A 24,297-nucleotide genomic window follows, 5' to 3' on the forward strand; every position below is an offset into this window, starting at 1 on the left:
CGATAACGTCGAATTTCTCGTCGATGACGCAGACTATCTCGGATCAGTTCTCGCTGAGGACGGCTATCGATTTCAAGTCATTCGTCATGGAAATCGGAATGCCATCGAACGTGTCTTTTGGGAAATAAAACGACGAACATCATCGTTTGCGAATAGTTTCAGCAATGTCGCGCTCGAGACAGCTCAAGATTGGCTCGAAGCCGTCGCCGTCTACCACAACTCACGCCAAACTTAACGCGACCGATCGACGACGGACGCCTCCAAAGCCCCAGTCGCGAGGCGGGCGCACGCTCGCTGCGCGCTTCAGTCGCTCGCGTTGCTCGCTCCTTCCAGTGCTTACTTCGCCTGCGCCCGCCTCGCGACTGCCCCTTTGAGTCCCGCCCGCACAGCAACCGCGCCTCACGCCTCCCCAGCCTCGTCGGCCTCCCTACGGTCGGCCGACTCCCTCGCGCGTGCGGTTCGCGGCCCTGCGGGCCGCTCACCGGCGCACGCCGTTGTGCGGAGTCGTCCGGCAGGTCTGTATTTATAAATAGGCGACCGCACTTGTTGCGGTCTTACTCGTCGCGGTCGACGCGGACGACGTCGACGAGCGAGTAGACGGGGACGCCGTCGATGTCGTCGTACCCCATCTTGTCGACGAGGACGACGCACGCGACGGGCTCGCCGCCCTGCTCGCGGATCGCGTCGATCGACTCCCGCATCGTCGTCCCCGAGGTGATGATGTCGTCGACGACGTAGCAGTCGCGGTTCCGGATCGCGGCGAAGTTCCGCGAGAAGCCGCCGCCGTGCTCGTCGATGTCCCCCTCCTCCCACTGGTGTTTCGCGGGCGCGTACGTACCGAGGTCGGTGTCGAGCCGGTCCGCGACGGCGGTCGCGAGCGGCGCGCCGGCCTTCTCGATGCCGACCGTCAGGTCGACCTCCTCGCCCTGCTTGGCGAGCAGGTCCGCCATCGCGCTGGCCGCGTAGCCGAGGCGGGTCGAGTCGCGCCCGAGCGCCGACCAGTCGACGTGGATGTCGGCGGAGGCGGTCGCGTCCGCGGCCTCCGGGCTCTCCGCCCCGCCGCCGCGCTCGACCAGCCAGCTCGCCGTCTCGCGGGAGACGTTCAGCTCGTCCGCGATTTCGCCCTTCGAGAGCCCCCGCTCCGCGAGCTCGGCCGCGCTGTCGATGAGGTCGTCAACGTTCTTCATATGCGCCGAATTCGACCGCCGTTTTAATAGTCGTGTCGTCATCCGCGAACGCGGCCTCGAACTCGTCGAGCCCGTGGACGCCCGTCACGAGATCGCCGAGGAACGACTCCGAGAGCCCCGCGAGCGACTCGACGGCGGACTCGAAGTGGCCGTACCCGGAGTTGACGCTGCCGACGAGCGCCTTGTTGTGGAGGACGAACTCGCGGTGGAGCCGGCCGCCGTCGATCTCGAACTCCCAGTCGCCCGGGACGCCGAGGAGCGCGCCGACGCCGTTGGGCGCGAGCGCCTCGATCGTCTCGAAGGCGTGCGGCGCGTAGCCGGTCGCCTCGAAGACGAAGTCCATCGGCTCGTACGCCTCGGGGACCTCGGGGACCGCCGTCTCGTTCGAGTTCACGTACGTCGCCCCCAGCGACTCGATGATATCGATCGTCGGGTCGGGGCGCTCGCGGCGCCCGAGACAGTAGATCCGGTCGAACTCCTCGTCGAGGGTCGCGACCGTCAACAGGCCGAGCGAGCCGTTGCCCAGCACGAGCGCCGACTCGGGCTCCCAGTGGAACGCCGACCGGCTGGCGTACGCGTGGTCGATCGCCTTCTCCGCGATCGAGACCGGCTCGACGAGGAACCCCCACTCGGCGAGTTCCGACGGGATCTCGACCAAGAACTCCGCCGGGCTGGTGAAGTACTCGGCCATAAACCCGTGCGCGCCGACGATGCCGCGCTCGTGGTACTCGCCCTCCGGCGCCATGTCGGGCTCGCCGCGGGCGAAGTACTCGTTGGCGCCGTTGGGCGGGCGACGCACCGTCGGGACGACGACGTCGCCGACCTCGAACGGCGTGTCGTTCGGGTCCTCGATCACGCCGACGGCCTCGTGGCCGAGGACGAGGTGGTCCTCGCCCGCGGGCGCCCCGCCGTGCCCCCCGGCGATGACCTCGTGGTCGGTCCCGTCCACGCCGACCCGCAGGGTCCGGACCAAGGCCTCGCCCGGCGCGGGCTCCGGTCGCGGCTTCGCTGTCACGACCGGTTCGTCGGCTCCCTCGTAGACGGCTATCGCGTTCATATCCGGACCAAAGCGGTCAGTCACCAAAAGATTTCTTTTGTTGCGAGTAAACGCGTGCGGCGGATCCCCCGTGGAGTTTTCAGTCGCTCGGGCGTACTCGAGCGCGTGTGTACCCTGACCCTCGCGTGGCGGGCGTTCGGCGACGCCCCCGTCGCGCTCGCGGCCACCCGCGACGAGGCGCTCGACCGCCCGAGCGAACCGCCGGCGCTCCGAACGGACGACGGCGACGAAGTCCGGTACGTCGCCCCGCGCGACGCCGAGGCCGGCGGGACGTGGATCGGCGTCTCCGAGGGCGGCCTCGTCGTCGCGGTCACGAATCTCTGGCTCGACGCCGACCGCGAGGGCGACCGCTCGCGCGGGCTGCTCGTTCGCGACTGCCTGACGGCCGCCTCCGCCGAGGACGCGGTGCGAGCGGTCGAGCGCGAACTCGACGAGCGCGCGTACGACGGCTTCAACCTCGTGCTGGCCGACGAGCGGGCGGCGTTCCTCCTGACGCACGACGGCGGCCTCGCCGTGACCCGACTCGACCCGGGCGTCCACGTCGTCGGCAACGTCGGCGGCGTGGTCAACGGCGCGGAGCGGTTCGCGATCCCGGAGCGGCGACACGAGTTCGGCGAGGAGCGCGCGGACAGCGCGAGGCGGATCGCGGCCGCGCTCGTCCCGGAGCCGGGCGAGACGGGCGCGTTGTGGCTCGACCGCGCGAGCGGCGTCCTCGCCGACCACGACTACGGTGCCTGCCTCCACGGCGACGAGTTCGGCACCCGGTCGTTCACCCGGATCCGGACCGGCGACGACCCCGCGGTCGCGTACGCCGACGGGCCGCCCTGCGAGACGCCGACGGAGGCGGTGTCGCTTCCCCCCAACTTCGCGGTCGGCGACGCCTGACCGGGAATCCCCGGCCCGCGACGCGATTCCGTGCGGGATCGGTGCCTCCGAGAGACGGAACGAGGATGAGCCGCGGTACCGAGCCGCCCGGAACGTTTTCCCCACGGGCGCGAACGTGAGGACGATGCGGCTCCTCGTCTGCGGCGACCTCCACCTGAAGCCCGCGGCCAGCGACTACGACCTCGACGCGGTGTCGCCGCCCGAGGACGTCGACGCCGCCTTGGTCGTCGGCGACCTCACGCACCGCGCTGGCGACGACGACGCCGACCTGGCGCGTCGGTTCGTCGAGCGGCTCGCGCCGGACGTTCCGGTCGTCTACGTGCCGGGGAACCACGACCCCGATCCGATGCCGGCCGAGGTGGTGTCCCCCGTCCCCGGCGCCACCGCGGAACACCTGAGCACCCGGACGCTCGGCGAACTCATAGTCGTCGGCTGGGGGTGCGAGCGCCGATCGCTCACCCCGCCGCTTCCGCAGACCGAGTTCGACGCGCTCGACTCCCGAACGGCCCCCCGCGAGGACCGCCGGTACGAAGCCGACCGGACCGCCGACGACCTGCTCGACGCGTGTCACCGCGTCGTCAGTGGATCGGCGTCGGTTGAGGACGCCGCGGCGTCGCTGGGGATCGCGGACGACGAGGCGGCCGCGTTCCACCGGGGCGTCGAGGCGATCGAGGCGACGTACGACCGGTTATCGGACCGCCTGCGCGGTCGCTCCGACGCGCTGCTCGCGACCCACCAACCGCCGTTCGGCGCGTCGTTCGACCGCCACCACGCGGTCGGCACGCGCGAGACGGACCGCGAGCGTCTCCACACCGGGTCGATCGCGCTCGCCCTCGCGATCCGGGACCACGACGTGTTCGCCGCGTTCAGCGGCCACTCGCACGCGTTCGGATACGACACCGGCGAGGGGAGAGACGGCCGACCGCACCTGCTCAACCTCGGCTTCCGCGGCGTCGGGGTCGTGACGGTCGATCCGGATCGCGGGGAGTTCGCGTTCGCCCGCCGGTAAGACGACGGCCGTGCGGCCGCGAGGCGTGCGACCGGAAAGCCAGTTTTAAGCGATTCGGGAGGCGTGAGAGTGTATGAGCGCGTCCGAAATCGAGTCCGACCTGTCGGCGGACGAGCGCGCCGGCCTCGAACTCATCCGCGAGACCGGCGGCATCCACCAGAGCGACTTCTGGAAGGAACTCGACGTCTCCTCGCGGAAGGGGAGCCGCATCGCCGAGTCGTTGGAGGAGGCCGGGGTCATCCAGCGGGAAGACACCGTCTACGACGGCCACAACACCTACTACTTGGAGCCCGCGCCGCGCGACCTCGATTTCTCGCTTTTAATGGCCGACGACATGCTCTCGCCGTTCATCGGCGAGGAGGAGGTCGACGCGCAGGCCGACGCCTTCTCGCAGTGGATGATGAATCTCGCCTACGAGGAGTACTGAGCGGCGACCGCTCGCGGCTTTTATCAGTCTTCTCGCGCATCGGGCGTTCGTGAACCGCGCCCTTCCGCTCGCGGCCGGCGTCGGCCTCCTCGCCGCGCTGGGCGTCTACCAGCTCGTCCCGTACCTCCCGACCGCCCTCGGCACGGCGGCCGTCTACGCCGGAGCCGCCTACTTCCACCTCGCGTTCGACGTGTCCCTGCTCGCGGAAGCCCCCCGGTTCGAGGACCGGACCGACCGGATCGGGTACGGACTGGGCCTCTTCGGCCTGAGCGTCACGCCGCTTCTGTTCGGCCACTACGTCGGCGGAGACGCCGCATTCTTCGGATTCGTGGTCGCGTTCTTCGGCGCGGTCGCATTCCTCACGCTCAGCGAGCAGGCCCGACGACTCGGCAACGAGACGGGGTGACGACGGAGAGACCGAGTGGTCCGGCGCGGGCGCGGGACAACCGCGCCGCGGAGTCAGACCAGCAGGAAGGCGAACAGCGCGACTCCGGCCGCGAGCGTCAGGAACAGCACGCTCCGACCGATGCCGGCGCGGATCTCCACGTCGACTCCGGCCCGCGAGAGCGCCTCGCGCGGGTGACTCGCGGTCCGCATCGTCGCGCCCGCCAGCGCCATCGTCGCGCGGTCGACCGCGGCCCACAGCTCCGTGACGCCCCACACCGAGCCGCGCCCGAGGTAGAACGCGGCCGGGAAGATGACGCGGTCGACGTCCGGCATCCGGTGGGCGAGCCAGCCGAGCGGGCGCTTCAGCGAGAAGAACCCGACGAACCCGGCGATCAGCAGCGCCGCGCTCTCGACCAGGTGACTCCGACTGTACGGCTTGAAGTAGACCTCGTCGCTGAGGATGAGGTCGGTGAACGGCATCAGCTCGATCAGCTGGGTGTAGAAGACGCCGAAGAAGACGCACGCGCCGGCCGCAAGCACCATCCCGACCGTCTGGAACGGCGTGGCGTCGTCGGGCGTCAGCGTCGCCGAGCCGTGGAAGAACACGTAGTAGCCGAGCTTGATGAACGACATGAACGTCCCCACGCCGCCGAGGACGAGCAGCCACCAGAGCAGCCCGCTGTCGAGGAGCAGGACGTAGTTGTGCACCTCGTGGGCCGAGTCGAGCACCATCCCCTTCGAGATGAACCCGTTGAACCCCGGCACCGCCGTAATCGAGGCCGCGCCGACGAGGTAGACGAGGAAGGTGACCGGCATCACCCGCCACAGCCCGCCCATCTCGCGGATGTCCTCGACGCCGGTCCGGTACACGACGACGCCGACCGCCATGAACAGGAGGCTCTTGTAGAGGACGTTGTTGAACAGGTGCGCGAACCCGCCGACGACGGCGAACTCCCCGACCGCGGTCGCCAGCCCGAACCCGGCGAGCATGTAGCCGAGCTGGGCCTGGATGTGGTACGACAGCAGCCGACGCGGGTCGTACTGGAGCAGCGCGAAAAAGGCGCCGTAGACGGCCATGAACCCGCCGAGGTAGGCGAGCCACATGCCGCCCTCGGGGAACGCGCGGTACATCACGTACGCCGCGGTCTTCGTCGTGAACACCGAGAGGAACACCGACGCCGCGACGTGCGGGCGCGGGTAGGTGTCGGGGAGCCAGCTGTGTAGGAAAATGAACCCGCAGTTGATCCCGATGCCGATCGCCGCGAGCACCGTCGCGGCCGGGTCGATGCCGGTCGTCTCCGAGAACAGGAACGTCCCGGCGTTGGCGAAGTGGACGACGACCGCGGCGAGCAGGAGGGTCCCGCCGGTGCCGTGGAACAGCGCGTAGCGGTAGCCCGCCCGCACCGCCTCCCCGCCGTGCTGCCAGACGAGCAGCGTGGAGGTGACCGCCGTCAGCTCCCAGAAGAAGACCAGCGTGAGCCAGTCGCCGGCGTAGATCGTCCCGAGGGTCGTGGCGACGTAGGTCAGCGCGAACGCCGTCACCCACGTCGGCGCCTCGCTGCCGTAGGCGTACAGCACCGCCGCGGTCGCGAGGAAGCCGACGACGACCCCCATCAGAAGCGAGAACTGGTCGACGTTGAAGAACACCACGTCGAAGCCGAGGAATGTCGTCGCGAGGTGCGCGCCCGTCCCGCCGTCGCCGAGCAGCACCGCCTGCGCGAACGTGAACGCCGTCGCCAGCGCGGCGACCGCGTGCCCCGGCCGCCGCGGCAGCGCCAGCACCGCGAGCGCCGCGAACGCGAGCAGGACGTACGGCGGAACCGCCGTGAGGAGGCTCGTGGGCACCGTCACGGGCGCACCACCCCCTCGGGGAGCCGCGTGTCGACGATGAGCTCGATCAGCTCTAAGAAGCCCATCTCGTAGGGGATGACTCCGAGCAGCACCGCGAGCGTCATCGACGCGAGGATCGGGCCGAGCGTGAACCACGTCGACTCGCGCCCGCGGAGCGCGTCGAGCCCGGCGATATGCTCCCAGCCGCCCGTCGGCGGCCCGCCGTGGTGGCCGTCGTCGTGCGTGTCCGCGTCGTGTCCGCCGTGCGGCTCGTCGTCGTGGTCGCCGTGCGGGTCGTCGGGGCCGCGACCCTCGGCGGCAGCGAGGTCCGCGTCGCCCTCGCTGACCCCCTCGTCATCGGCTGCGTCGCTGTGTTCCGTGGCGCCGCGCCCGGGACCGAACGGCACGTCGGCGTCGGACGGGCGCTGGTCGACCGCGTAGTCGCCGGTGTCGACGCGCTCGGCCGGCTCGGAGAAGTCGCGCTCGCTCGCCGCGAAGTCCGGCCGGACGACGCCCTCCTCGTCGGTCGGGAGGTCGTCGAGGTCGGCGTCGGGCACCTCGGACTCGTCGACGCCGTCGGCGGCGTCGGGCGACGAGTCCTCCGCGTCGCCCGCGTTCGCGACGATGTCGTCGACCGACTCCTCGTCACCCTCGCTCTCGTCACTATCGTCACCTGTCCGACCGCCGTCGGTCGCCGCCACGATCGACCGCGACTCGCCGCCGAGCGGGAAGTCGACGAGCGGCTTCGCGTCGTGGGCGTCCTCCGCCTCGAAGAAGGCGGTGTAGATCACCGGCCAGAAGTATGCGATGTTGAGCACGCCCGACAAGAGGAGCGCGCCGGCGAGGTAGTACGCGACCGGGGTGAAGTTCATCCCCATCCGCACCCCGCCGATCAGCATGTAGTACTTGCTGACGAAGCCGGCGAGCAGCGGGATCCCCGCCATTCCCAGCGAGGCTATCGTGAACGCGCCCATCGTCAGGGGCATCCGCTTGCCGATCCCCGCCATCTGGGAGATGTAGTCGGTGTGGGTCGAGACGTGGATGTTGCCCGCACAGAAGAACAGGGTGAGCTTCATGAACGCGTGCGCCGGGATGTGGAGGAGCGCGCCCACGAGCCCGTACCAGCCGAAGAGGCCGAGCCCGAGGATGATGTAGCTCAGCTGGCTGATCGTCGAGTAGGCGAGCCGGCGCTTCAGGTGGTCCTTCCGGAGGGCGATCAGCGAGGCCGCGGTGAGCGTGATCGCGCCGATCGTCGAGAGGACGAGGCCGGCGGAGAACCCGAAGGGTAGCGAGAGATTGTAGACGAGCTCGGGGCCGAACACGTCGAGGACGACCCGCGAGACGCCGAACGCGCCGGACTTGACGACCGCGACCGCGTGAAGCAGTCCGGAGACCGGCGTCGGCGCCACCATCGCCTCGGGGAGCCACTGGTGGAGCGGCATGATCCCGGCCTTCACGCCGAACCCGATCGCGAGCAGGAAGAAGGCGAGCATCGCCAGCCCGGGGTCGGCGTTCGCGAGTTCGGCGATCCCGCCCGCGGTGAAGTCGACGGAGCCGGCGAGCAGGTAGACGAGCGCGGTGCCGGCGAGCACGAGGACGCCGCCGCCGAACATCGTGTACGCGAGGTACTTGCGGCCGGCCGAGCGCGCCTCGGCCGTCTCGTCGTGCGCGACGAGCGGGTACGTCGCGATCGAGAGGATCTCGTAGAAGACGAAGATCGTCACGAGGTTCCCGGCGAACGCGATCCCCATCGTCGCGGCCAGCGACACCGCGAACGCGGCGAAGTACCGGGTCTGGTTCGGCTCGTCGAGCCCGCGCATGTAGCCGATGCTGTAGAAGGAGGTGATTATCCACAGCCCGCTCGCGAGGAACGCGAACAGCATGCCGAGCGCGTCCGCGCGGAGCGCGAACTCGATCGGCGCGCCGATCCCGGGGAGGAACGCCCCGGCCGACCACTCGAACACCGCGCCGTCGAGGACGGCCGGCAGCATCGACGCGACGATCCCGAACTTCGCGAGCGACGCGACGAGGGTCCACCCCTCGCGGACGTTCGGCGAGCGGTACGACGCGACGATGAGGAACGCCGCGACGAACGAGACGAGGACCGCCAGCAGAGGACGTATGTCGGGTGTAGCTTCTATCATGCGAAGGCCTCCGTGAGGAACGGACCGAACCACTCAGCGAGCGCGAAGCCGCCGAAGCCGAGCGCGACCGTCGCCAGCGCCGCCAGCCCGAGCGCGAGCAGCGGCGCCGTCGGCACTCGGTCGGGAACGAGCGAGGAGCGCGGCGCGCCCTCGACGGGCGCGGGGAGACCGTCGGCGGTCTTCGCGGGGGACGACTCTCCGCCGTCCGTCGCCGCGTCATCGCCTGCGCGGCCACCGTCGGTCGCGGTCGCGTCGGCCGCACCGTCACCGCCGCCTCCGGGTACCTCGCCGTGGTCGCCCGGGAGTCCCGCGCCGGCGAAGTAGAACCGCTCTAGCAGCCGCGCGACGTACGACAGCGTGAACAGCGTGCTGACGAAGATCGCGGCCGCGACCGCGATCCCGACCGCGCCGCCCCCGTCGAGGCCGGCGTCGACCGCGCCGACGCCGATGTACCACTTGCCGAGGAAGCCGATCGAGGGCGGGATCCCGACGAGGGCGAGCCCGAGGACCGCGATCGCGCCCGACGTGTACGGTGCCGCCCGCGCGGCGCTCGCGAGGTCGGCGAACTCCCGCGTCCCGTAGCCGAGCGCCAACAGTCCGATACCGAGGAACAGCCCGAACTTCATCACGCCGTGGCCGATCAGGTGGACGATCCCGCCCAGCAGCGCCGTCTCGTTCGCGAGCGCGACGGCCGCGCCGATCATCCCGAACTGCGCGACCGAGGAGTACGCGAACATCCGCTTGAGGTTGGACTGCATCGCGGCGAGCGCGGAGCCGGCGACGATCGAGACGGTCGAGACGACGAGCAGCGCGGTCGCGATCCCCTCGTTGGCCGCGAGGAACTCGACCGTGAACACGGTGTAGGTCACGCGGATCAGCGCGTAGGCGCTCGCCGTCGAGACCAGCGCCGCGACGATCGTCGTCACCGAGTCCGGCGCCCGCTGGTAGGCGTCCGGCTGCCACGAGTGGACCGGGAAGATGGCGATCTTCAGGGCGAGCCCGGTCACGATGAACGCGTAGCTCGCGCGGACGAGCGGGTCGCCGTAGCCGGCCTGCGCGACGATCTGCTCTTGGACGGCGATCATGTTCAGCGTCCCCGTCGCGAGGAAGACGTAGCCGACGCCGAGCAGGTACAGCGAGGCGCCGACGGTGCCGACGACGAGGTACTTCAGCGAGGCGTACGCGCTCGCTCCCGACCGGTCCGAGGCGATGAGCGCGTACGTCGTCAGCCCGGTGATCTCCAGGAAGACGAACAGGTTGAACAGGTCCCCGGTGAGCGTCATCCCCACGAGGCCGCCGACGAGCAGGAGGTAGGCGCTGTAGAACGGGTTCCCCCGCGGCCCGGCGACGCGCGCGAACGCGAGCGTCGCGACCGAGACCGCGGCCACGAGCAGCAGCACCGCCACCGAGAGCCGGTCGGCGACGAGCTCGATCCCCACCGGCGGGAGGAACCCGCCGAGCGCGTGGTCGAACGGGCCGTTGACGACCACCTCCGCGGCGATCGCGGCCGCGATCCCGGCCACGGCCGTCGTGCCGACCGCGGCGATCGGCCAGCCGACGCGGTCGTACCGGAGGCCGAGCGCCAGCGGCAGCGTCGCCGCCACGATGGGGACGACGACCGCGAGCGGCAGGAGGACGTCAGTCATCCGCCTCACCCCCCGCGCGGGACGCGTCGGTCGCCCGCTCGGCGTCCGGCGTCCCCGACGCCCCGTCGGTGCCCGACGCCTCCGCCGACCGCCGCGACGGGATCGACCCCTCGTCGCGGAGCAGCTCGCGGAGCGTGTCGGTCCGGAGCGTGCCGTACTCGTCGTAGATCCGGATGCACAGCGCGAGCCCGACCGCGGTGAGGCTCACGCCGACGACGATGGCCGTCAGCACGAGCACGTGCGGCAGCGGGCTGACGTAGAGCCCGCCCTCCGGCCCGCCGGTCGGGACGATCGGAATCGATCCGCCCTCGACGTACGCCGAGGCGATGAACAGCAGGAAGATCGCCGTCTGGAACAGGTTGAGACCGATGATCTTCTTCACGAGGTTCTTGTTCGCGATCATCATGTAGAGGCCGATGCACAGCAGCAGCGCGAACGCGACGTACGCGTGTCTCGTCGCGAGGATCTCGACGGCGCCGACGGTCGATGCGGGCGCCGAACCAGCGGTTCCGGCGAGGTCAGCCGCGCCGGTGAGCGCGGACACTACCGCTCACCCCCGTCGGTCGCGGCCGGACCGGGCGTTCCCGGTTCGGTCGCCTCGTCGTCGGTCGCCTCGTCGCCTTCCTCGGTGCCGGGACCTTCGCCGACCTCGTCGTCGAAGGCGTCCGCGTCGGCGAACCCGCCCGCGTCGCTGAACCCCTTCGCGAGGACGAGGAACAGCCCGATGAGGACGCCGGCGACGATGGTGCCGATGCCGAGGATCTCGACGCCCTCCATCCCGTACTTGACCGGGTCCGGGATCGGGAGCAGCTCGTACTGGAGGAACGCGCCGCCGAGCGCGATCGGGACGAGTCCGATGCCGGCGAACACGAGCGCGCCGCCGACGGCGAGCGCGACGACGACGGTGTTCGCGAGCCACTGCCGGGTGGCCTCGATGCCGAACGCGAACGCGATCATGAACACCACGGCGGCCACGATCGCGCCGCCCTGGAACCCGCCGCCGGGCGAGCCGGCGCCGTGGAAGGTGACGAACAGCCCGTAGGTGAACGCGAACGGCGCGACGATCTTCACCGTCGGCATGATCACCTGGCTCTCCGTGTACGGGGAGCCCTGCGGGCTGTCGGAGTCGAGGCGGCCGTCGCTGCGCGGCGGTCGGTCGCGGCCGAACCCGCCGCCGGAGGCGAACTCGGAACCGCCGGTGTCGCCGGCTTCTGCTGCGTCGGTGTCGGCAGCGGCGCCCGTGTCTGAACCGGCGTCGACGTCAACACCGGGGTCTGTGCCGCTCATGCGAACACCTCCCGGTGGAGGACGATGAGGGCGGCGATCCCGGCCGCGAACACGACGACCGCCTCGCCGAACGTGTCGAACCCGCGGAACGCCGCCAGCACGGCCATCACCGTGTTCTCGACGCCCGTCTCCGCGTACGTCTCCGCGATGTACCACTGGGTCACGTCCGGGTTCGACCAGATCGGCGCGTCCTCGGAGCCGACCGCCGGGATGTCGCCCATCGTGAGCATCAGCCCGGCGAACAGCAGCCCGGCCGCGCCCGCCGCGGGCAGGTTCACCGACTCGAAGGCCGCCTCGTGGTCGAGACGGGTCGTCTTCGCGAGCGTGAGGAGCAGCAGGACGGTCGTCACGCCGGCGGAGATGGCGGCCTCCGTCATCGCCACGTCGGGCGCGCGGTAGAACGTGTACAGCGCGGCCATCCCGAGGCTGTAGGCGCCGAAGATGATCACCGCCGCGAGCACGTCGCGCGCCAAGGCGGTGAACAGCGCCGTCAGCACGACGAAGGCGAACAGGCTCGCCTCGACGGCGGTGATCTGCGCCACCACCGGCGCGCCGAGGGGACCGACGGACGCGAGCGCGCCCGTCATCGGCGGTCGTCCCCCTCGATCCACGGCACGATTCCCTCCTCGAACGCGGCCCGGGCGATCGCGTGGGCCGCGGTCGGATTCGTCACGAAGATGAAGAACAGCAGGAGCACCGACTTGAAGCCGGCCCCCGCTAACCCGACGGTGAGCGCGACGGCCGCGAGCCCGAAGCCGGCCCCCAGCGTGTCGGCCTGCGAGGCGGTGTGCGCCCGCGAGTAGACGTCCGGCAGCCGGAGCACGCCCACCATCGAGACGAACGAGAAGAACAGCCCGAGCAGCGTGAGCGCGACCACGAGCCAGACGCGGGCCGTCTCTATCGGGGCGGCGGTCACAGCACGCCACCCCGCTCGACGGTGAACTTCGAGATGGCGATGGCCATCAGGAAGTTGAGCAGCGCGTACACCAGGGCGATGTCGAGGAACGTCGGCTCGCCGAGCGCCGCGCCGAGGATCGCGAGGATGACGACGGTGTTCGTCCCGAGGACGTTCACCGCCAGCACGCGGTCTTGCATCGTCGGCCCGACGACCGCGCGGTACAGCATGCCGACCGCGAGGACGGCGAAGCCGGCGGCCGCGACGAGCAGGAAGTCGCCGAGGGTGTAGCCGACTGCGAGCGGTGCGTCCACGAGGCTCATCGGTCGGTCACCTCGTCGGCGTCGGTCGGGTCGGCAGTCGACTCGGCCTCGACGCTCGCGCCGTCACCCGACTCGGACTCGACGCCCGATCCCGGGTCGCCGCCGTCCGCGGCGGCGATCGGCAGCTCCTCGGTGGCGTCGTCGCCCTGGAGGATCGCGACGTCGTCGCGCTCGCGCGGGGACGGGAGCCGCGCCGCCCGGCGGCCGTAGTAGACGAAACGCGTCCACCGCTCGAGGGGGCCGTCGAACAGCCCCTCGCGGGCCCACGGGACGAGCGAGTGGACGTAGAGGTCGCTGTCGCGGGCGCGGACGGTGAGGGTCCCGGGCGTCAGCGTGATCGAGTTCGCGAGCGTCATCAGCGGGAGGCCGCTCCCGACGATCACCCGCATCCGGTTCAGCGTCGGATCGATCGGGAGCCGCGGGTCGAGGATGACGCGGGCGACGACGAGGTTCGCCTTCACGATCTCGAACAGCAGCACGGGGACGTATATCACCCCCCGGACGATCCGCATCGGCGTCCGCGGGAACGCGGGGTTCGAGTCGAGGCTCACCCGGGAGAGGGTGATCGAGACGACCGCGGCGGTCGCGACGCCAGTCACGACGTCGAACCAGTAGGTCGGGTCGCCCAACAGGAGATAGAATGCCAAAGACAGCCCGAACAGCGCCACGAACCGGCCGGTGGTGGCCTCGGTTCGGAACCGCTCGCGTCGCGTCGGCCGGTCGACCGGCGCGGTCTCGACCGACAGCGACGTGTTCGAGAGCCCGAACTCCAGCGGCTGGAGCAGCGTCGTGTTCCCCACCGGGGTGTACTCGGGGTCCAAGACGACGCGGTCGGCGCCGTTGGCCTCCGCGTACTCCGCGAGGACGCGGACGTAGTCGTCGGCGCCGAACAGGTAGCCGTCGGCGCCGAGCACCGCCGTGACGACCTCGACGTCCGCGGCGCCGGGCGCCTCGGAGTCGTCGAGGTCGGCGTTCGCCCACGCCGCCGCGCGTTCGAGCACGCGCTCGGCGGCGGCGGCCCGCTCGTCGCTCTCCGGGTCTCCGTTCCGCCACGAGGCGATCTCGACGAGGTGGATCGCGGCGGCGCCGTCGGCCGCGGCGGCCTCCGCGACGTGGGCGATCGTCGAGCGCAGCGTGGAGCTCGGCTCGACCGGAACGATGACCGCGCCGGCCGACGCCGATTCGGTCGCGGCGTCCGCGTCCGACGCCGCGGCGGCGTCGGGTGACCCGTCCGCGTCGGGGTCGTCGTCGCCGGACGGCGGGCCGGCGTCAGCCACCCACCACACCTCCCACGGAGCCGTGCGTGACCGTCTCGTTACACATGTGTTTCTCTACCCGTTTGGTCAGCCTACCGCCTCAAAACAGTTTGTATCCGCGGAGACCCTGCCGGAGGCGGGCGATACCGTCCGCGCGGTTCGCGGGCGTCGCAGGCGGGATCACGGGGGTGTCGCGGGGACGCCACTGGAACGTCGCGGCGGCGACCGGGCCGGCCGCCGCTCACCCGCTCACGTCGAGCGCCGTTGCGAGCCGGTCGGCGATGCGCCCGGCGACCGCGTCCTTCGACCCCGCCGCCTCCTCGGGCTCGGTCCCGTCCTCGCCGACCAGCAGGACGCGCGTCTCGTCGTCGCCCATCACGCTCGCGTCGTTCGCGACGACGAACGCCAGCCCCACCCGGTCGCGGATGCGCTCCGCCTCGGCGACCATCGCCGCGTCGTCGCCCGACGTCTCGGCTTTGAAGCCGACGATCGGGAGGTCGGGGTACGCCTCGCGCACCGAGTCGATGAGCTTCGGCGTCGGCTCCAAGTCGACCGACAGCGGCGACCCGGACCGGATCTTCTCGTCGACGGCGTCGGCGGTGAAGTCGGAGATGGCCGCCGCGGAGACCAGCGCGTCCGCGGTCGCCGCGGTCCGCCGGCAGGCCGCCATCATCTCGTCGGCCGTCTCCACCGCGACCACGTCGGCGTACGGCACCTCGGGCCCGTCCTGAACGAGCGTCACCCGCGCGCCGCGGACGTACAGCGCCCGCGCGACCGCCCGCCCGGTCTTCCCGGACGCGCGGTTCGTCAAGATGCGGATCGGGTCGATCCGCTCCTTCGTCGCGCCCGCGGTGACGACGACGTGTGCCCCGGAGAGCGTCTGCGGCGTCGTCGCGCGGGCGACCTCGGTGACGATGTCCGCCTCGGCCGCGATCTTCGCCTTCCCCTCCTCGATCCGCGGGTCGGCGAAGCGGACGCCCCACGACTCCAGTTTGTCGAGCGCGTCGAGCACCCCCGGGTGGTCGTACATCGGCTCGTGCATCGCGGGCGCCATCACGACGGGCACGTCGGCGCCCAGGGCCGTCGTCGCGCAGGTGGTGACGGGGGTGTCGTCGACCGCCGACGCTATCTTCCCGGCGGTGTTCGCGGTCGCAGGCGCGAGCAGGAGTACGTCGGCCCACCCCTCGCGGCCGCAGAGCTCGACGTGTTCCACGTCGCCCGTTATCTCCGTGACGACGGGCTCGTCGGTCGCGAAGTCGACCGCCCAGGGGTGGACGATGTTCGTCGCCGCCGGGGACATGACGGCGCGGACGCTCGCGCCGTGGCGGCGCAGTTCGTGCGCGAGTTCGACGACCTTCACCGCCGCGATGCTCCCCGAGACGCCGAGCGCGACGTTGACCCCGTCCAGCATTATCGAGACCGTTCCGCCCGCGACGGCTTATAAGATGCCGTTGCGGAACGGCGTCGAATGACCAACCCCGGCGCGTTCTCCTGAAAACTGCTTATAAATGGTCGGCGGTGGCGCGTGCCGGTGAGCGGCCGATAGGCCGCGAACCGCACGCGCGAGGGAGTCGCGAGCGACGTGGGCGACCGGAGGGAGCCCCAAGCGAGCGACGAGGCTGGGGAGGCGTGAGGTGCGGTCGCTGTGCGGGGGCGGGACTCAAAGGGGCAGCCGTGAGGCAGGCGCAGGTGACGCAAGGACCGCAGGGAGCGAGTAGCGCGAGCGACTGAGGACCGCAGCGAGCGTGCGCCTGCCTCACGGCTGGGGCTTTGGAGGTGTTCGCCATCGCTCCGTGGTCGACTATTTATAACCAAGCGGCTGGGGCTTTGGAGGTGTTCGCCGGCGCTCTACAGTCACCTACTTATAAACAAGCGACTGCGGCTTCGGACGTGTTCGCAACGCCACCCACGAGAATCGCTTATAAATAACAAACCGAAGCCGAATCGGCTACTTAAACCCCGAACGTCGCGCGCAGCATGTCCCGCGTTCCGGGCCCCAACCCGACCGCCAGCACCGTGATAAGCAGCAGCAGCGTGTACCGCGGCGACTCCTCGTACATCTCGCCGTTGAACACCCAGACGACGAACGTCGCGGCCGCGAGTTTCACGAGGAGGAACGGCCACGCGTCGCCGGTGACGGAGACGATCGACTCGGGCAGCAGTCGCCCCGTCCAGTCGACGATCAGCGCGTTGACGACGTGTTTCGGGACGAGGTTCGCGGTCCCGGTCAGCGCGGGCATCCAGTTGAGCCCGATCACGTTCGCGACGCCGTCTATCGCGTGCCCCCAGATGATCACGATACCCGCCGCGCCGGTCCCCTGCCGGATCGTCGAGATGGACCGGGTCGCCAACGCCCACGTGACCCCGGTCGCGACGGTCGCGATGACGAGCGTGGGCACGAGCACCTGCGGGTAGAACGTGACGTAGCCGGTCGTGGCCGCGAGATACGAGAGGTAGCCGACCGCGAGCGCGAGCCCCGCGGCGCCCGACGCGAACAGCGGGCGGGCGTAGTCGTCGACGACGCCGCGGCGTTCGAGCCCGAACGCCCCCAGCACGCACGCGAGCGTGAACAGGAACACCGTGAAGTAGATGAACGGGCTGATCAGGACCGCGCTCGCCGGGAACGGGATCAGCGGTTCGACGCCGGCCGCGGTCGCGGCGACGCCCGCGTCCTCGACCGTCCGCATCGCCCCGCCGAACAGCATGAACGGGAACAGCGCGTAGAAGAAGCGGAGCTCCGTCGCGATGTCGAGCCGGCGGAGGAGGAAGACGACGCCGATCAGCATCGCCAGCAGGATCACCACGTAGCTCACCGTCGAGAAGGTGGTGTACCCCGGCGCCGCGACGACCTCGCCGGCGCTCCGCGCCGACTGGCACGCCGCGGTGCTCCCCAGCAGCTCCGTGGTGCCGCCCGCCTCGCGGACCGCGCACTGCGCGCCCTCGCCGTCGGCGACCACCGGCCCCCAGAAGTAGCGCCAGAGGAAGCGGTCGTAGACGACGCGGGGGAAGACGACCGATCCGACCGCCAAGAGCGCCGTGACGCCGCCGACGACCGCCGCCCACGCGCGTTCCGGCGACGGGTCGAACCCGTCGGCCACTCCTGTGCTCATGGTCTCCGTTCGGGGAGGTCCCGAGTTGAGCGTTCCGGTCCCGTAGCGCGGGCGGCGCCGCCAGACTGCGAGCGGTCCCGCCGGCCGCGCCGCGCGTCCGCCTACAGCGGCGGCCCGGGCTGCTCGTAGTCGGTGCCGAGGATGACCATCGTCTGCGAGCGCGAGAACCCCTCGGTCTCCGCGATCCGCTCGAACATCAGCTCCCGGAGCCGGTCGGTGTCGGCCGCGACGACCCGGAGGATGACGTCCCACTCGCCGGTGGTGAGGTGGATCTCGCGGACGCCGTCGATGCCGCGGAGGCGTTCGAGCGCGTCCTCCTCGCGGCCCTGCTCGACGCGCAGGCCGACGAACGCGCCGACGCCGTACCCGACCGCCTTCGGGTCGATATCGGCGTGGTACCCCCGGATGACGCCCGCCTCTTCGAGTCGGCTGACGCGGTCGTGGACGGTCGCGCTGGACATGTCGATCCGACGCGCGACCTCCGAGAACGGGGTCCGCGCGTCCTCCTGGAGGATCCGCAGGATCGCCCGGTCCGTCTCGTCGAGTTCCATACCCACCCGTACGGGCGGCGTACGCTTTTGTGTTCCGGCGGGAGCAACGGTCCGGCTACGCCGCGTCCGCGTCCGCGAACGACCCCTCGCGGATCGCCCCCTCGGCCGCGTCGAGCGCGGCGTCGGCGTCGAACTCGTCGACGACCCGTTCCAGTTCCGCGGGCGTCGCGTCCGCGAGGTCCTCCGCGTGCGCCGTCACGTTCGGCACCGCGCGCAGGAGGTTGTCGACGATCGGCACGTCCGCCGTCCGCGGCGAGCGGCTCCCCGGGTTGAGGTCGACGACGATCTCGGTCTTCCCCATGGCGTCGAGCGCGGCGGCGCGGTCGCCGTCCTCCAAGGGGACCACGACGACGTCGGCCGCCTCGATCCCGTCGGCGTCGACGACGCCGCGCGCGTGGTCGAGCCCGGGGATCTCGCCGTCGCCGGCGAGCCCCTTCACCTCGTCGGCGCCGTGCTCGCGGAGGTGGTCTGCGATCCGGCGGACGCGCTCGTCGGTGTGGTTGAAGAGGTTCACCTCCAGCTCGGCGCCGACCGCCTCGGCGAGTTCCACCGTCTCGCCCGGCGCGAGCGCCGCGACGTTGCCGTTGACCGAGATCACGGGCCGGTCGGCGAGCAGGAGCGTCGCGGCCGCGGCGCGCGCGGCGTCGTCGGCGCTCGGGAGGGTGCGCTCGCCGAGGAGGTAGTCGAACGCCTCGCCGCGCCCCTGCGCGATCAGCCCCTGCTTCGAGGTGATCCCCCGCTCGACGCCCGCCTCGATCCGGTGGCGCGTCACGAGCGACGCGTACCGCGGGTGGTCCTCGGGGATCTCCGTCTCCGTCATACCCGAGCGAGGCGGCGCCCCGATTAAAATGGACCGTTCGCCGTCCGGTCGCGGCGGGCCGCGACCCGGCCTCGCGTCCCTGCCTGATCTCGACCCGGAAGAGTCGCCGCAGGCGGCCGTAAGGATGGCATAACTAAGTTTCGGGAACGCGAAACGCCTCCCGTGATGAACCGGACTGGCAAGTACACGGTCGTGGAAGCGTGCAACGACCACGGGGCGATCACGCTCCGCGAGTACCCGCGCAACGGGACGCTGTACGTCGTCGAGTACGACGACCCCGACGTGGAGGCCGAGCTGTCGTCGCTCGACGCGGGGTCGGTCGTCGAACTCGACCTTCGGCGAGCGGGCCGCCGGGGCAACGCGTGGCGCGCGGAGTCCGCTCGCCCGGTCGAGACGGCGTGACGCCGGCCGCTCCGTCCGTCTCCGTCTCCGCCTCTCGCGTTCGCTCGGTCAGGCGACGCCGATCCGCTCGCGGTAGCTCCCGTGTTCCGCCTCGAACACGTCCATGATCTCGCCCATCGTCGCGTACGCCTTCACGGCGGTGACGATCGCCGGCATGACGTTCTCGCCGGCCTGAACGGCGTCGCGGAGGTCGTCCAAGGCGGTCTCGACCGCCTCGTCGTCGCGCTCGTCTTTCACCGACTCCAACCGGTCGAGCTGTCGCTCGCGGGTCGTCTCGTCGACCTTCAGCAGGTCCGGGCGGGTGTCCTCGTCGATCTCGTAGGCGTTGACGCCGACGACCGTCTCCTCGCCCTCGTCGACGCGCTCCTGGTACTCGTAGGCCGACTCCTGGATCTCGCGGTGGAAGTACCCCTGCTCGATGCCGCGGAGGACGCCGTCGCGCACGGAGCCGTCGCCCATCTCTTTTATTTCCTCGATGTACGCCATCGCGTCGGCCTCCGTCTCGTCGGTGAGGCTCTCGACCGCGAAGGAGCCGCCGAGCGGGTCGACGATGTCGGCCGCGCCCGACTCCTCGGCGATGATCTGCTGGGTCCGGAGCGCGACGCGCACCGCCTGCTCGGACGGGAGCGCGAGCGCCTCGTCGAAGGAGTTGGTGTGGAGGCTCTGGGTGCCGCCCAGCACGCCCGCTAACGCCTGAACCGTGACGCGCGCGACGTTGTTCAGCGGCTGCTGAGCCGTCAGCGACTGCCCGGCGGTCTGGGTGTGGAATTTCAATTGCTTCGACGCCTCGGCCTCCGCGTCGTACCAGTCTTCCATGACGGTCGCGTAGATCCGGCGCGCGGCGCGGAACTTCGCGACCTCCTCGAACAGCGAGTTGTGCGAGTTGAAGAAGAAGGAGAGCTGCGGGGCGAACTCGTCGACGTCGAGCCCGCGGTCGAGGCAGGCCTCGACGTACGCGAACCCGTCCGCGAGCGTGAACGCGAGCTCCTGGACCGCCGTCGACCCCGCCTCGCGGATGTGGTAGCCGGACACGGAGATGGGCTTGAACTTGGGCGTCTCGTCGACCGCGAACTCGATCGTGTCCGTCACCAGATCGAGGGAGGGCTCCGGCGGGACCACCCACTCCTTCTGCGCGATGAACTCCTTGAGCATGTCGTTCTGGAGGGTACCCCGGAGCTCCTCGCGCGGAACCCCGCGCCGGTCCGCGAGCGCGACGTACATCGCGTAGATCACCGGCGCGCTCGGATTGATCGTGAAGGAGGTCGACACCTCGGCGAGGTCGATACCGTCGAACAGCACCTCCATGTCGCGCAGGGTGTCGACCGCGACGCCCTCCTTGCCCACCTCGCCGAGCGACATCTTGTCGTCGGAGTCGATCCCCATCAGCGAGGGCATGTCGAAGGCGGTCGAGAGCCCGGTCTGCCCCTCGTCGATGAGGTAGCGGAAGCGCTCGTTGGTCTCCTCGGCGGTGCCGAACCCGGCGAACTGCCGCATCGTCCACGTCCGGCCGCGGTACATCGTCGGGTAGACGCCGCGGGTGTAGGGCGCCTCGCCCGGGAATCCGAGGTCCTCGTCGTAGTCGAGGTCGGCGACGTCGTCGGGCGTGTAGATCCGGTCGACCTCCCGGTTCGACACCGTCGCGAACCGCTCGTTCCGCTCGCCGTGGCGGTCGAGGGTGGGGTCGAGCGTCTCCGCCTCCCACGACGCCTTCGCCTCGCGGATCTCGGAGAGCTCCTCGTCGTCGTACATACCGCCCGTTACCCGCCGGTCGCGTATAAATATTCATTATATTCTGAAAGGGGCGGGTGACAGTCGCAGCGTCCGCTCGCCTCAGCGCCCGCCGAACAGCCGCTCGCGGAGCGACCGCGGCGTGGGGCGCTCCGCGAGCAACACCGGCGTGTCGAGAGCCTCGACGGTCGCGAACGCGAGCGACCCGCGGACGATCCGGGAGAGGAGGCCGCGCTCCGTGGCGCCGACGATCACGAGGTCGTACCCCTCGCCGACGCGACCGATCGCCGCCTCGACGTCGCCGGTCTCGACGCGCAGGTCGGCGTCCCCGAGGCCGTGGCCGTCGGCCCAGCCCGCGAGGAACTCGCGCCCCGACGCCTCGTCGCCCTCGTCGACGACGTGGAGCAGCGACACGTCCGCGCCGCTGACGTCCCGGAGCGCCAGCGCGACCTCGGCCGAGAGGTCGGAGGAAGGGCCGCCCGCCGTCGGCACGAGCACGTCAGAGAGGTTCAGCTGCTGACCGTCCAACACGAGGAAGTCGCAGGGGAGGTCGCGGGCGAGCTCGTCGAGCGAGCCCTCGACGCGCCCGCCGGCGAACCGCGCTCCGCCGTAGCCCATCACGACGGCGTCGGCGTCGTTCCGCCGCGCGGCGTCGAACACCTCCTCGATCCCGCGGTGCGAGAGGACCGTCTTCGTCGCGACCGGCGCGTCGAATCCCTCTGCGTCGTCGACGGCGGCCGAGAGCAGCTCCGCGGAGGACTCGTCGAGCTTCGCCCTGTTCTCCGCGGCCTTCTCTAACGACGTCTGGTCGGGGACGGTGACGACGTGGACCGCGAGGAGGCGGCCCCCCCTATGCTCGGCCAAGGCGCCGGCGAGCGCGACGAGCGCCGCCTCGGTCCGCGGGTTCGAAAGCGCGACCATGACCGTCGGTCGTCCCCCGCTGCCCGGCGTCGGTCGGTCGTCGGTCGGAGCCATCGGTCGGGCCCCGAGTCAGCGCCCGTCTGAGCCGGCCCCACGAGGGCGGCGACGGCTCATTCGTCCGAATCCGCGCGGGGGAGCGCGACCACCGGCACCGGCGCGTCGGTCGCGAGCTCGGTCGACAGGTCGCCCGAGAGCAGTTGGACGAGCCGGTTCCCGCCGCGCGGCCGGTAGGCGATCGCGCTCGCGTCCTCCTCCGCCGCGGCGTCGAAGATCGCCTCGACCACGTCGCGTGCGTACGCGGTGTGTTCGCCCGCGTCCGGGAACACCGTCCGGACCGCCGCGTACGACTCGGCCGCGAGCTCCTCCGACTGCTCGACCGGGGTCTTGTCCGGGACGCCCTCGCCCTTCTCGACGACGTGGAGCGCGGTCACGCGCCCGGTCTCGTACGGTTCGAGCGCCCGCGCCGTCGCCAGCGCGTCCTCCTCGTTCGCGACCGGGAGGAGCACGTGAGCGAGCAGGTCCCGACCGCCGGTGTCGTCTGTCTCGTCGGTTCCGTTCATACGAGGTACTACGCCCGCCGCCGTTTAAGAAGGTGCCTCCCGCGACCGGGTCCGTAACACGGGCGCCCGCTCACCGCTCGTCGACGCCCGCGACGAACAGCGCGAGCACGGGGACGATCTCCAGCCGCCCGATCCACATCAGCCCGATCATCAGCAGCTTCGTCGCGTTCGGCAGGAACTCGTAGCTCCCGAAGGGCCCGAGCGGCCCGAGCCCCGGCCCGATGTTCCCGATGGTCGCGAGCGACGCCGCGAACGCCTGCGTCCCGGTGAGGCCCTCCCCGACCCGCGTCGTGTCGAGTTCGATGAACACCGCGGAGAGCGCGAACACGAGGAAGTACAGCAGCGTGAACACGAGGATGCCGCGGATCACGTCCTCGTCGACGACCTCGCCGCCGAGCCGCACCGGCCGGACGACGTCGGGGTTCGCCGTGGTGTACAGCTCGCGGTACAGCACCTTCAACAGGATGAGCCACCGGATGACCTTGATCCCGCCCCCGGTCGAGCCCGCGGAGCCGCCGACGAACATCACGAACAGCAGGAAGAACTTGGTCTGGGTGTCCCACTCCGCGAAGTTCGCGGTCGCGAACCCAGTCGAGTTCAAAAGCGACGCGATCTGGAAGGCACCGTGTCTGAGCGCGCTCTCTGTCACGCCCTCCGTAACCCCGCCGATACCCGTCTCGGGCGCGCCGCCGTAGAACAGCCCGACCGCGAGCACCGCGGCGAACCCGGTCACCAGCCCGAGGTACATGCGGAACTCGGTGTTTCCGAACATCTCTCGCGGGTCGTCGCGCAGCACGTACCAGAACAGCGCGAAGTTCACCCCGGCGATCACCATGAACGGGACGAACACCCACTGGACGACGGGCGAGAACGCCGCGATGCTCTCCGCCTGCGGGGAGAATCCTCCCGTCGGCAGCGTCGAGAAGCCGTGGGCGATCGCGTTGTACAGGTCCATGCTCGGCGCGAGCGGCGTGAGGCCGAGGCCGAACAGGATCGCGATCAGCGCGGCCGTGAACCCGGCGTAGATGAGCCAGAGCGCCCGCGCCGTCTCCGCGATCCGCGGCGTGAGCTTCTGGAGGCCCGGCCCCGGCGCCTCAGATTTCATCAGTTCCGCGCCGTTCACGGCGAGTTGGGGCAGGATCGCGACCATCAGCACGATGATCCCCATCCCGCCGAGCCACTGGGTGAGCTGCCGCCACATCAACACGGCGTGCGAGTGCCGCTCGAAGCTGATCTCCGCGGTCGCGGTCGCCCCGGTCGTGGTGAAGCCGCTCATCGACTCGAACAGCGCGTTCACCGGGTGTCCGAGCGCGGAGGGGGTACCGTAGCCCGCGATGACGTACGGGATCGCGCCGACGACCGCGGCCATGAGCCACGCCAGCGAGACGACCGCCAGCGCGTCTCTGGGGCCGAGGTCCGGTTCGTCGTCGAGCCGTTCCATTCCCGCGCCGACCGCGACCGCGATCGTCATCGAGACCGCGAACGTGAGCGCGTCCTCCCCGTAGATCAGCGCCACGACGAGCGGGACGCTCATCGACGCGGAGAGGAGCTTCACGATAGTCCCGGTGTAGCTGAGCGTCGCTCGTACGTCGACCGTCGTTCGTGTCACGAGTGTCCCTCAGAGGTTCCGATGTGCGTCGTAGCTTTCCGATGCGATAAGAAGCCGTCGGTAGGGGTCCGTGGATTCTTAAAAATCGTAAAAGACGGTGCGGTGGCGCGTGCCAGTGAGCGGCCGACAGGCCGCGAACCGCACGCGCGAGGGAGTCGATGGTCCGGAGCGAAGCGGAGGACCATCGACGAGGCTGGGGAGGCGTGAGGTGCGGTCGCCGTGCGGGGGTGGGACTCAAAGGGGCAGCCGGGAGGACGCCGCAG

The 24,297-nt window shown here is 70.6% G+C and carries 24 protein-coding genes and 1 pseudogene; 6 read left to right on the plus strand and 19 right to left on the minus strand.

Features of this window, described 5'->3' with window-relative positions; genetic code table 11:
- Positions 1 to 235: pseudogene (locus tag DVK07_RS23580) on the plus strand (IS6 family transposase); the annotation flags it as partial.
- Positions 236 to 554: 319 nt separating this feature from the next.
- Here DVK07_RS23580 and gfcR read toward each other — a convergent pair.
- Both gfcR and DVK07_RS05815 read right to left on the minus strand, forming a co-directional pair.
- Positions 555 to 1,187 (minus strand): transcriptional regulator GfcR, encoded by a 633-nt coding sequence (gfcR, locus tag DVK07_RS05810; RefSeq protein ID WP_121596184.1) that lies wholly within the window; start codon positions 1,185 to 1,187, stop codon positions 555 to 557.
- A complete protein-coding gene (locus DVK07_RS05815; RefSeq protein ID WP_121596185.1) occupies positions 1,174 to 2,244 on the minus strand; it encodes a glucose 1-dehydrogenase in 1,071 nt (356 codons plus the stop codon). The genes gfcR and DVK07_RS05815 overlap by 14 nt, the downstream gene beginning before the upstream one ends.
- Positions 2,245 to 2,349: 105 nt before the next feature.
- Between DVK07_RS05815 and DVK07_RS05820 the strand changes: the two genes are divergently transcribed.
- The 4 genes from DVK07_RS05820 (at position 2,350) to DVK07_RS05835 (ending at position 4,971) form a co-directional block, all read left to right on the plus strand.
- Positions 2,350 to 3,129: an NRDE family protein gene (locus DVK07_RS05820; RefSeq protein WP_121596186.1), complete on the plus strand. Its 780-nt coding sequence runs from the start codon at positions 2,350 to 2,352 to the stop codon at positions 3,127 to 3,129.
- 124 nt (positions 3,130 to 3,253) lie between these two features.
- Positions 3,254 to 4,138 carry a metallophosphoesterase gene (locus DVK07_RS05825; protein WP_121596187.1) on the plus strand — a complete coding sequence of 295 codons (885 nt, stop codon included), beginning with the start codon at positions 3,254 to 3,256 and terminating at the stop codon, positions 4,136 to 4,138.
- Between the two features lie 73 nt (positions 4,139 to 4,211).
- The gene (locus DVK07_RS05830; RefSeq protein WP_004598213.1) at positions 4,212 to 4,565 is read left to right on the plus strand and encodes a hypothetical protein; all 354 of its coding nucleotides are present in this window, start codon (positions 4,212 to 4,214) and stop codon (positions 4,563 to 4,565) included.
- A 49-nt stretch (positions 4,566 to 4,614) separates the two neighbouring features.
- Complete coding sequence (locus DVK07_RS05835; protein ID WP_121596188.1) at positions 4,615 to 4,971, plus strand: hypothetical protein; 357 nt, start codon at positions 4,615 to 4,617, stop codon at positions 4,969 to 4,971.
- 53 nt (positions 4,972 to 5,024) lie between these two features.
- Here the strand turns inward: DVK07_RS05835 and DVK07_RS05840 are convergent, their stop codons facing one another.
- The 13 genes from DVK07_RS05840 to DVK07_RS05900 form a co-directional block, all read right to left on the minus strand.
- The gene (locus tag DVK07_RS05840) at positions 5,025 to 6,803 is read right to left on the minus strand and encodes a Na(+)/H(+) antiporter subunit D (RefSeq protein ID WP_121596189.1); all 1,779 of its coding nucleotides are present in this window, start codon (positions 6,801 to 6,803) and stop codon (positions 5,025 to 5,027) included.
- Entirely contained in the window at positions 6,800 to 8,926 is a 2,127-nt protein-coding gene (locus DVK07_RS05845) for a proton-conducting transporter membrane subunit (RefSeq protein WP_121596190.1), read from the minus strand. Before DVK07_RS05845 ends, DVK07_RS05840 begins: the two co-directional genes overlap by 4 nt.
- Positions 8,923 to 10,572 carry a proton-conducting transporter membrane subunit gene (locus tag DVK07_RS05850; RefSeq protein ID WP_121596191.1) on the minus strand — a complete coding sequence of 550 codons (1,650 nt, stop codon included), beginning with the start codon at positions 10,570 to 10,572 and terminating at the stop codon, positions 8,923 to 8,925. The genes DVK07_RS05845 and DVK07_RS05850 overlap by 4 nt, the downstream gene beginning before the upstream one ends.
- Positions 10,565 to 11,116, minus strand: a complete 552-nt coding sequence (locus DVK07_RS05855; protein WP_121596192.1) for a cation:proton antiporter subunit C — start codon at positions 11,114 to 11,116, stop codon at positions 10,565 to 10,567. Before DVK07_RS05855 ends, DVK07_RS05850 begins: the two co-directional genes overlap by 8 nt.
- The gene (locus DVK07_RS05860; protein WP_121596193.1) at positions 11,116 to 11,859 is read right to left on the minus strand and encodes an MnhB domain-containing protein; all 744 of its coding nucleotides are present in this window, start codon (positions 11,857 to 11,859) and stop codon (positions 11,116 to 11,118) included. Before DVK07_RS05860 ends, DVK07_RS05855 begins: the two co-directional genes overlap by 1 nt.
- Positions 11,856 to 12,446, minus strand: coding sequence for a DUF4040 domain-containing protein (locus DVK07_RS05865; RefSeq protein WP_121596194.1), 591 nt, complete (start codon positions 12,444 to 12,446; stop codon positions 11,856 to 11,858). The genes DVK07_RS05860 and DVK07_RS05865 overlap by 4 nt, the downstream gene beginning before the upstream one ends.
- Positions 12,443 to 12,775 carry a monovalent cation/H(+) antiporter subunit G gene (gene mnhG / locus DVK07_RS05870; protein ID WP_121596195.1) on the minus strand — a complete coding sequence of 111 codons (333 nt, stop codon included), beginning with the start codon at positions 12,773 to 12,775 and terminating at the stop codon, positions 12,443 to 12,445. The genes DVK07_RS05865 and mnhG overlap by 4 nt, the downstream gene beginning before the upstream one ends.
- Positions 12,772 to 13,077, minus strand: coding sequence for a cation:proton antiporter (locus DVK07_RS05875; RefSeq protein ID WP_121596196.1), 306 nt, complete (start codon positions 13,075 to 13,077; stop codon positions 12,772 to 12,774). The genes mnhG and DVK07_RS05875 overlap by 4 nt, the downstream gene beginning before the upstream one ends.
- Positions 13,074 to 14,354, minus strand: coding sequence for a monovalent cation/H+ antiporter subunit E (locus tag DVK07_RS05880; RefSeq protein WP_121596197.1), 1,281 nt, complete (start codon positions 14,352 to 14,354; stop codon positions 13,074 to 13,076). Before DVK07_RS05880 ends, DVK07_RS05875 begins: the two co-directional genes overlap by 4 nt.
- Before the next feature lie 220 nt (positions 14,355 to 14,574).
- The gene (coaBC, locus tag DVK07_RS05885; RefSeq protein WP_121596198.1) at positions 14,575 to 15,744 is read right to left on the minus strand and encodes a bifunctional phosphopantothenoylcysteine decarboxylase/phosphopantothenate--cysteine ligase CoaBC; all 1,170 of its coding nucleotides are present in this window, start codon (positions 15,742 to 15,744) and stop codon (positions 14,575 to 14,577) included.
- A 541-nt stretch (positions 15,745 to 16,285) separates the two neighbouring features.
- The gene (locus tag DVK07_RS05890; protein ID WP_121596199.1) at positions 16,286 to 17,443 is read right to left on the minus strand and encodes a DUF63 family protein; all 1,158 of its coding nucleotides are present in this window, start codon (positions 17,441 to 17,443) and stop codon (positions 16,286 to 16,288) included.
- A gap of 101 nt (positions 17,444 to 17,544) precedes the next feature.
- Positions 17,545 to 17,994: an Lrp/AsnC family transcriptional regulator gene (locus DVK07_RS05895; protein ID WP_004598227.1), complete on the minus strand. Its 450-nt coding sequence runs from the start codon at positions 17,992 to 17,994 to the stop codon at positions 17,545 to 17,547.
- A gap of 55 nt (positions 17,995 to 18,049) precedes the next feature.
- Positions 18,050 to 18,814 (minus strand): 4-phosphopantoate--beta-alanine ligase, encoded by a 765-nt coding sequence (locus tag DVK07_RS05900; RefSeq protein ID WP_121596200.1) that lies wholly within the window; start codon positions 18,812 to 18,814, stop codon positions 18,050 to 18,052.
- A 165-nt stretch (positions 18,815 to 18,979) separates the two neighbouring features.
- On the opposite strand from DVK07_RS05900, the gene DVK07_RS05905 reads away from it, so the two are divergent.
- Positions 18,980 to 19,216, plus strand: a complete 237-nt coding sequence (locus tag DVK07_RS05905; protein ID WP_121596201.1) for a hypothetical protein — start codon at positions 18,980 to 18,982, stop codon at positions 19,214 to 19,216.
- 48 nt (positions 19,217 to 19,264) lie between these two features.
- Here the strand turns inward: DVK07_RS05905 and DVK07_RS05910 are convergent, their stop codons facing one another.
- From DVK07_RS05910 to DVK07_RS05925, 4 genes are all read right to left on the minus strand, one after another.
- The gene (locus DVK07_RS05910) at positions 19,265 to 20,965 is read right to left on the minus strand and encodes a methylmalonyl-CoA mutase (RefSeq protein WP_121596202.1); all 1,701 of its coding nucleotides are present in this window, start codon (positions 20,963 to 20,965) and stop codon (positions 19,265 to 19,267) included.
- A gap of 81 nt (positions 20,966 to 21,046) precedes the next feature.
- Positions 21,047 to 21,919, minus strand: coding sequence for a universal stress protein (locus DVK07_RS05915; protein WP_233565383.1), 873 nt, complete (start codon positions 21,917 to 21,919; stop codon positions 21,047 to 21,049).
- A 56-nt stretch (positions 21,920 to 21,975) separates the two neighbouring features.
- A complete protein-coding gene (locus DVK07_RS05920; RefSeq protein ID WP_121596203.1) occupies positions 21,976 to 22,425 on the minus strand; it encodes a universal stress protein in 450 nt (149 codons plus the stop codon).
- Between the two features lie 70 nt (positions 22,426 to 22,495).
- Entirely contained in the window at positions 22,496 to 24,034 is a 1,539-nt protein-coding gene (locus DVK07_RS05925) for a TrkH family potassium uptake protein (RefSeq protein WP_121596204.1), read from the minus strand.
- Between the last annotated feature and the right edge of the window lie 263 nt (positions 24,035 to 24,297).

Origin of the sequence: Halorubrum sp. Atlit-26R (assembly GCF_003666015.1) — an archaeon.
Taxonomy (GTDB): Archaea; Halobacteriota; Halobacteria; order Halobacteriales; family Haloferacaceae; genus Halorubrum.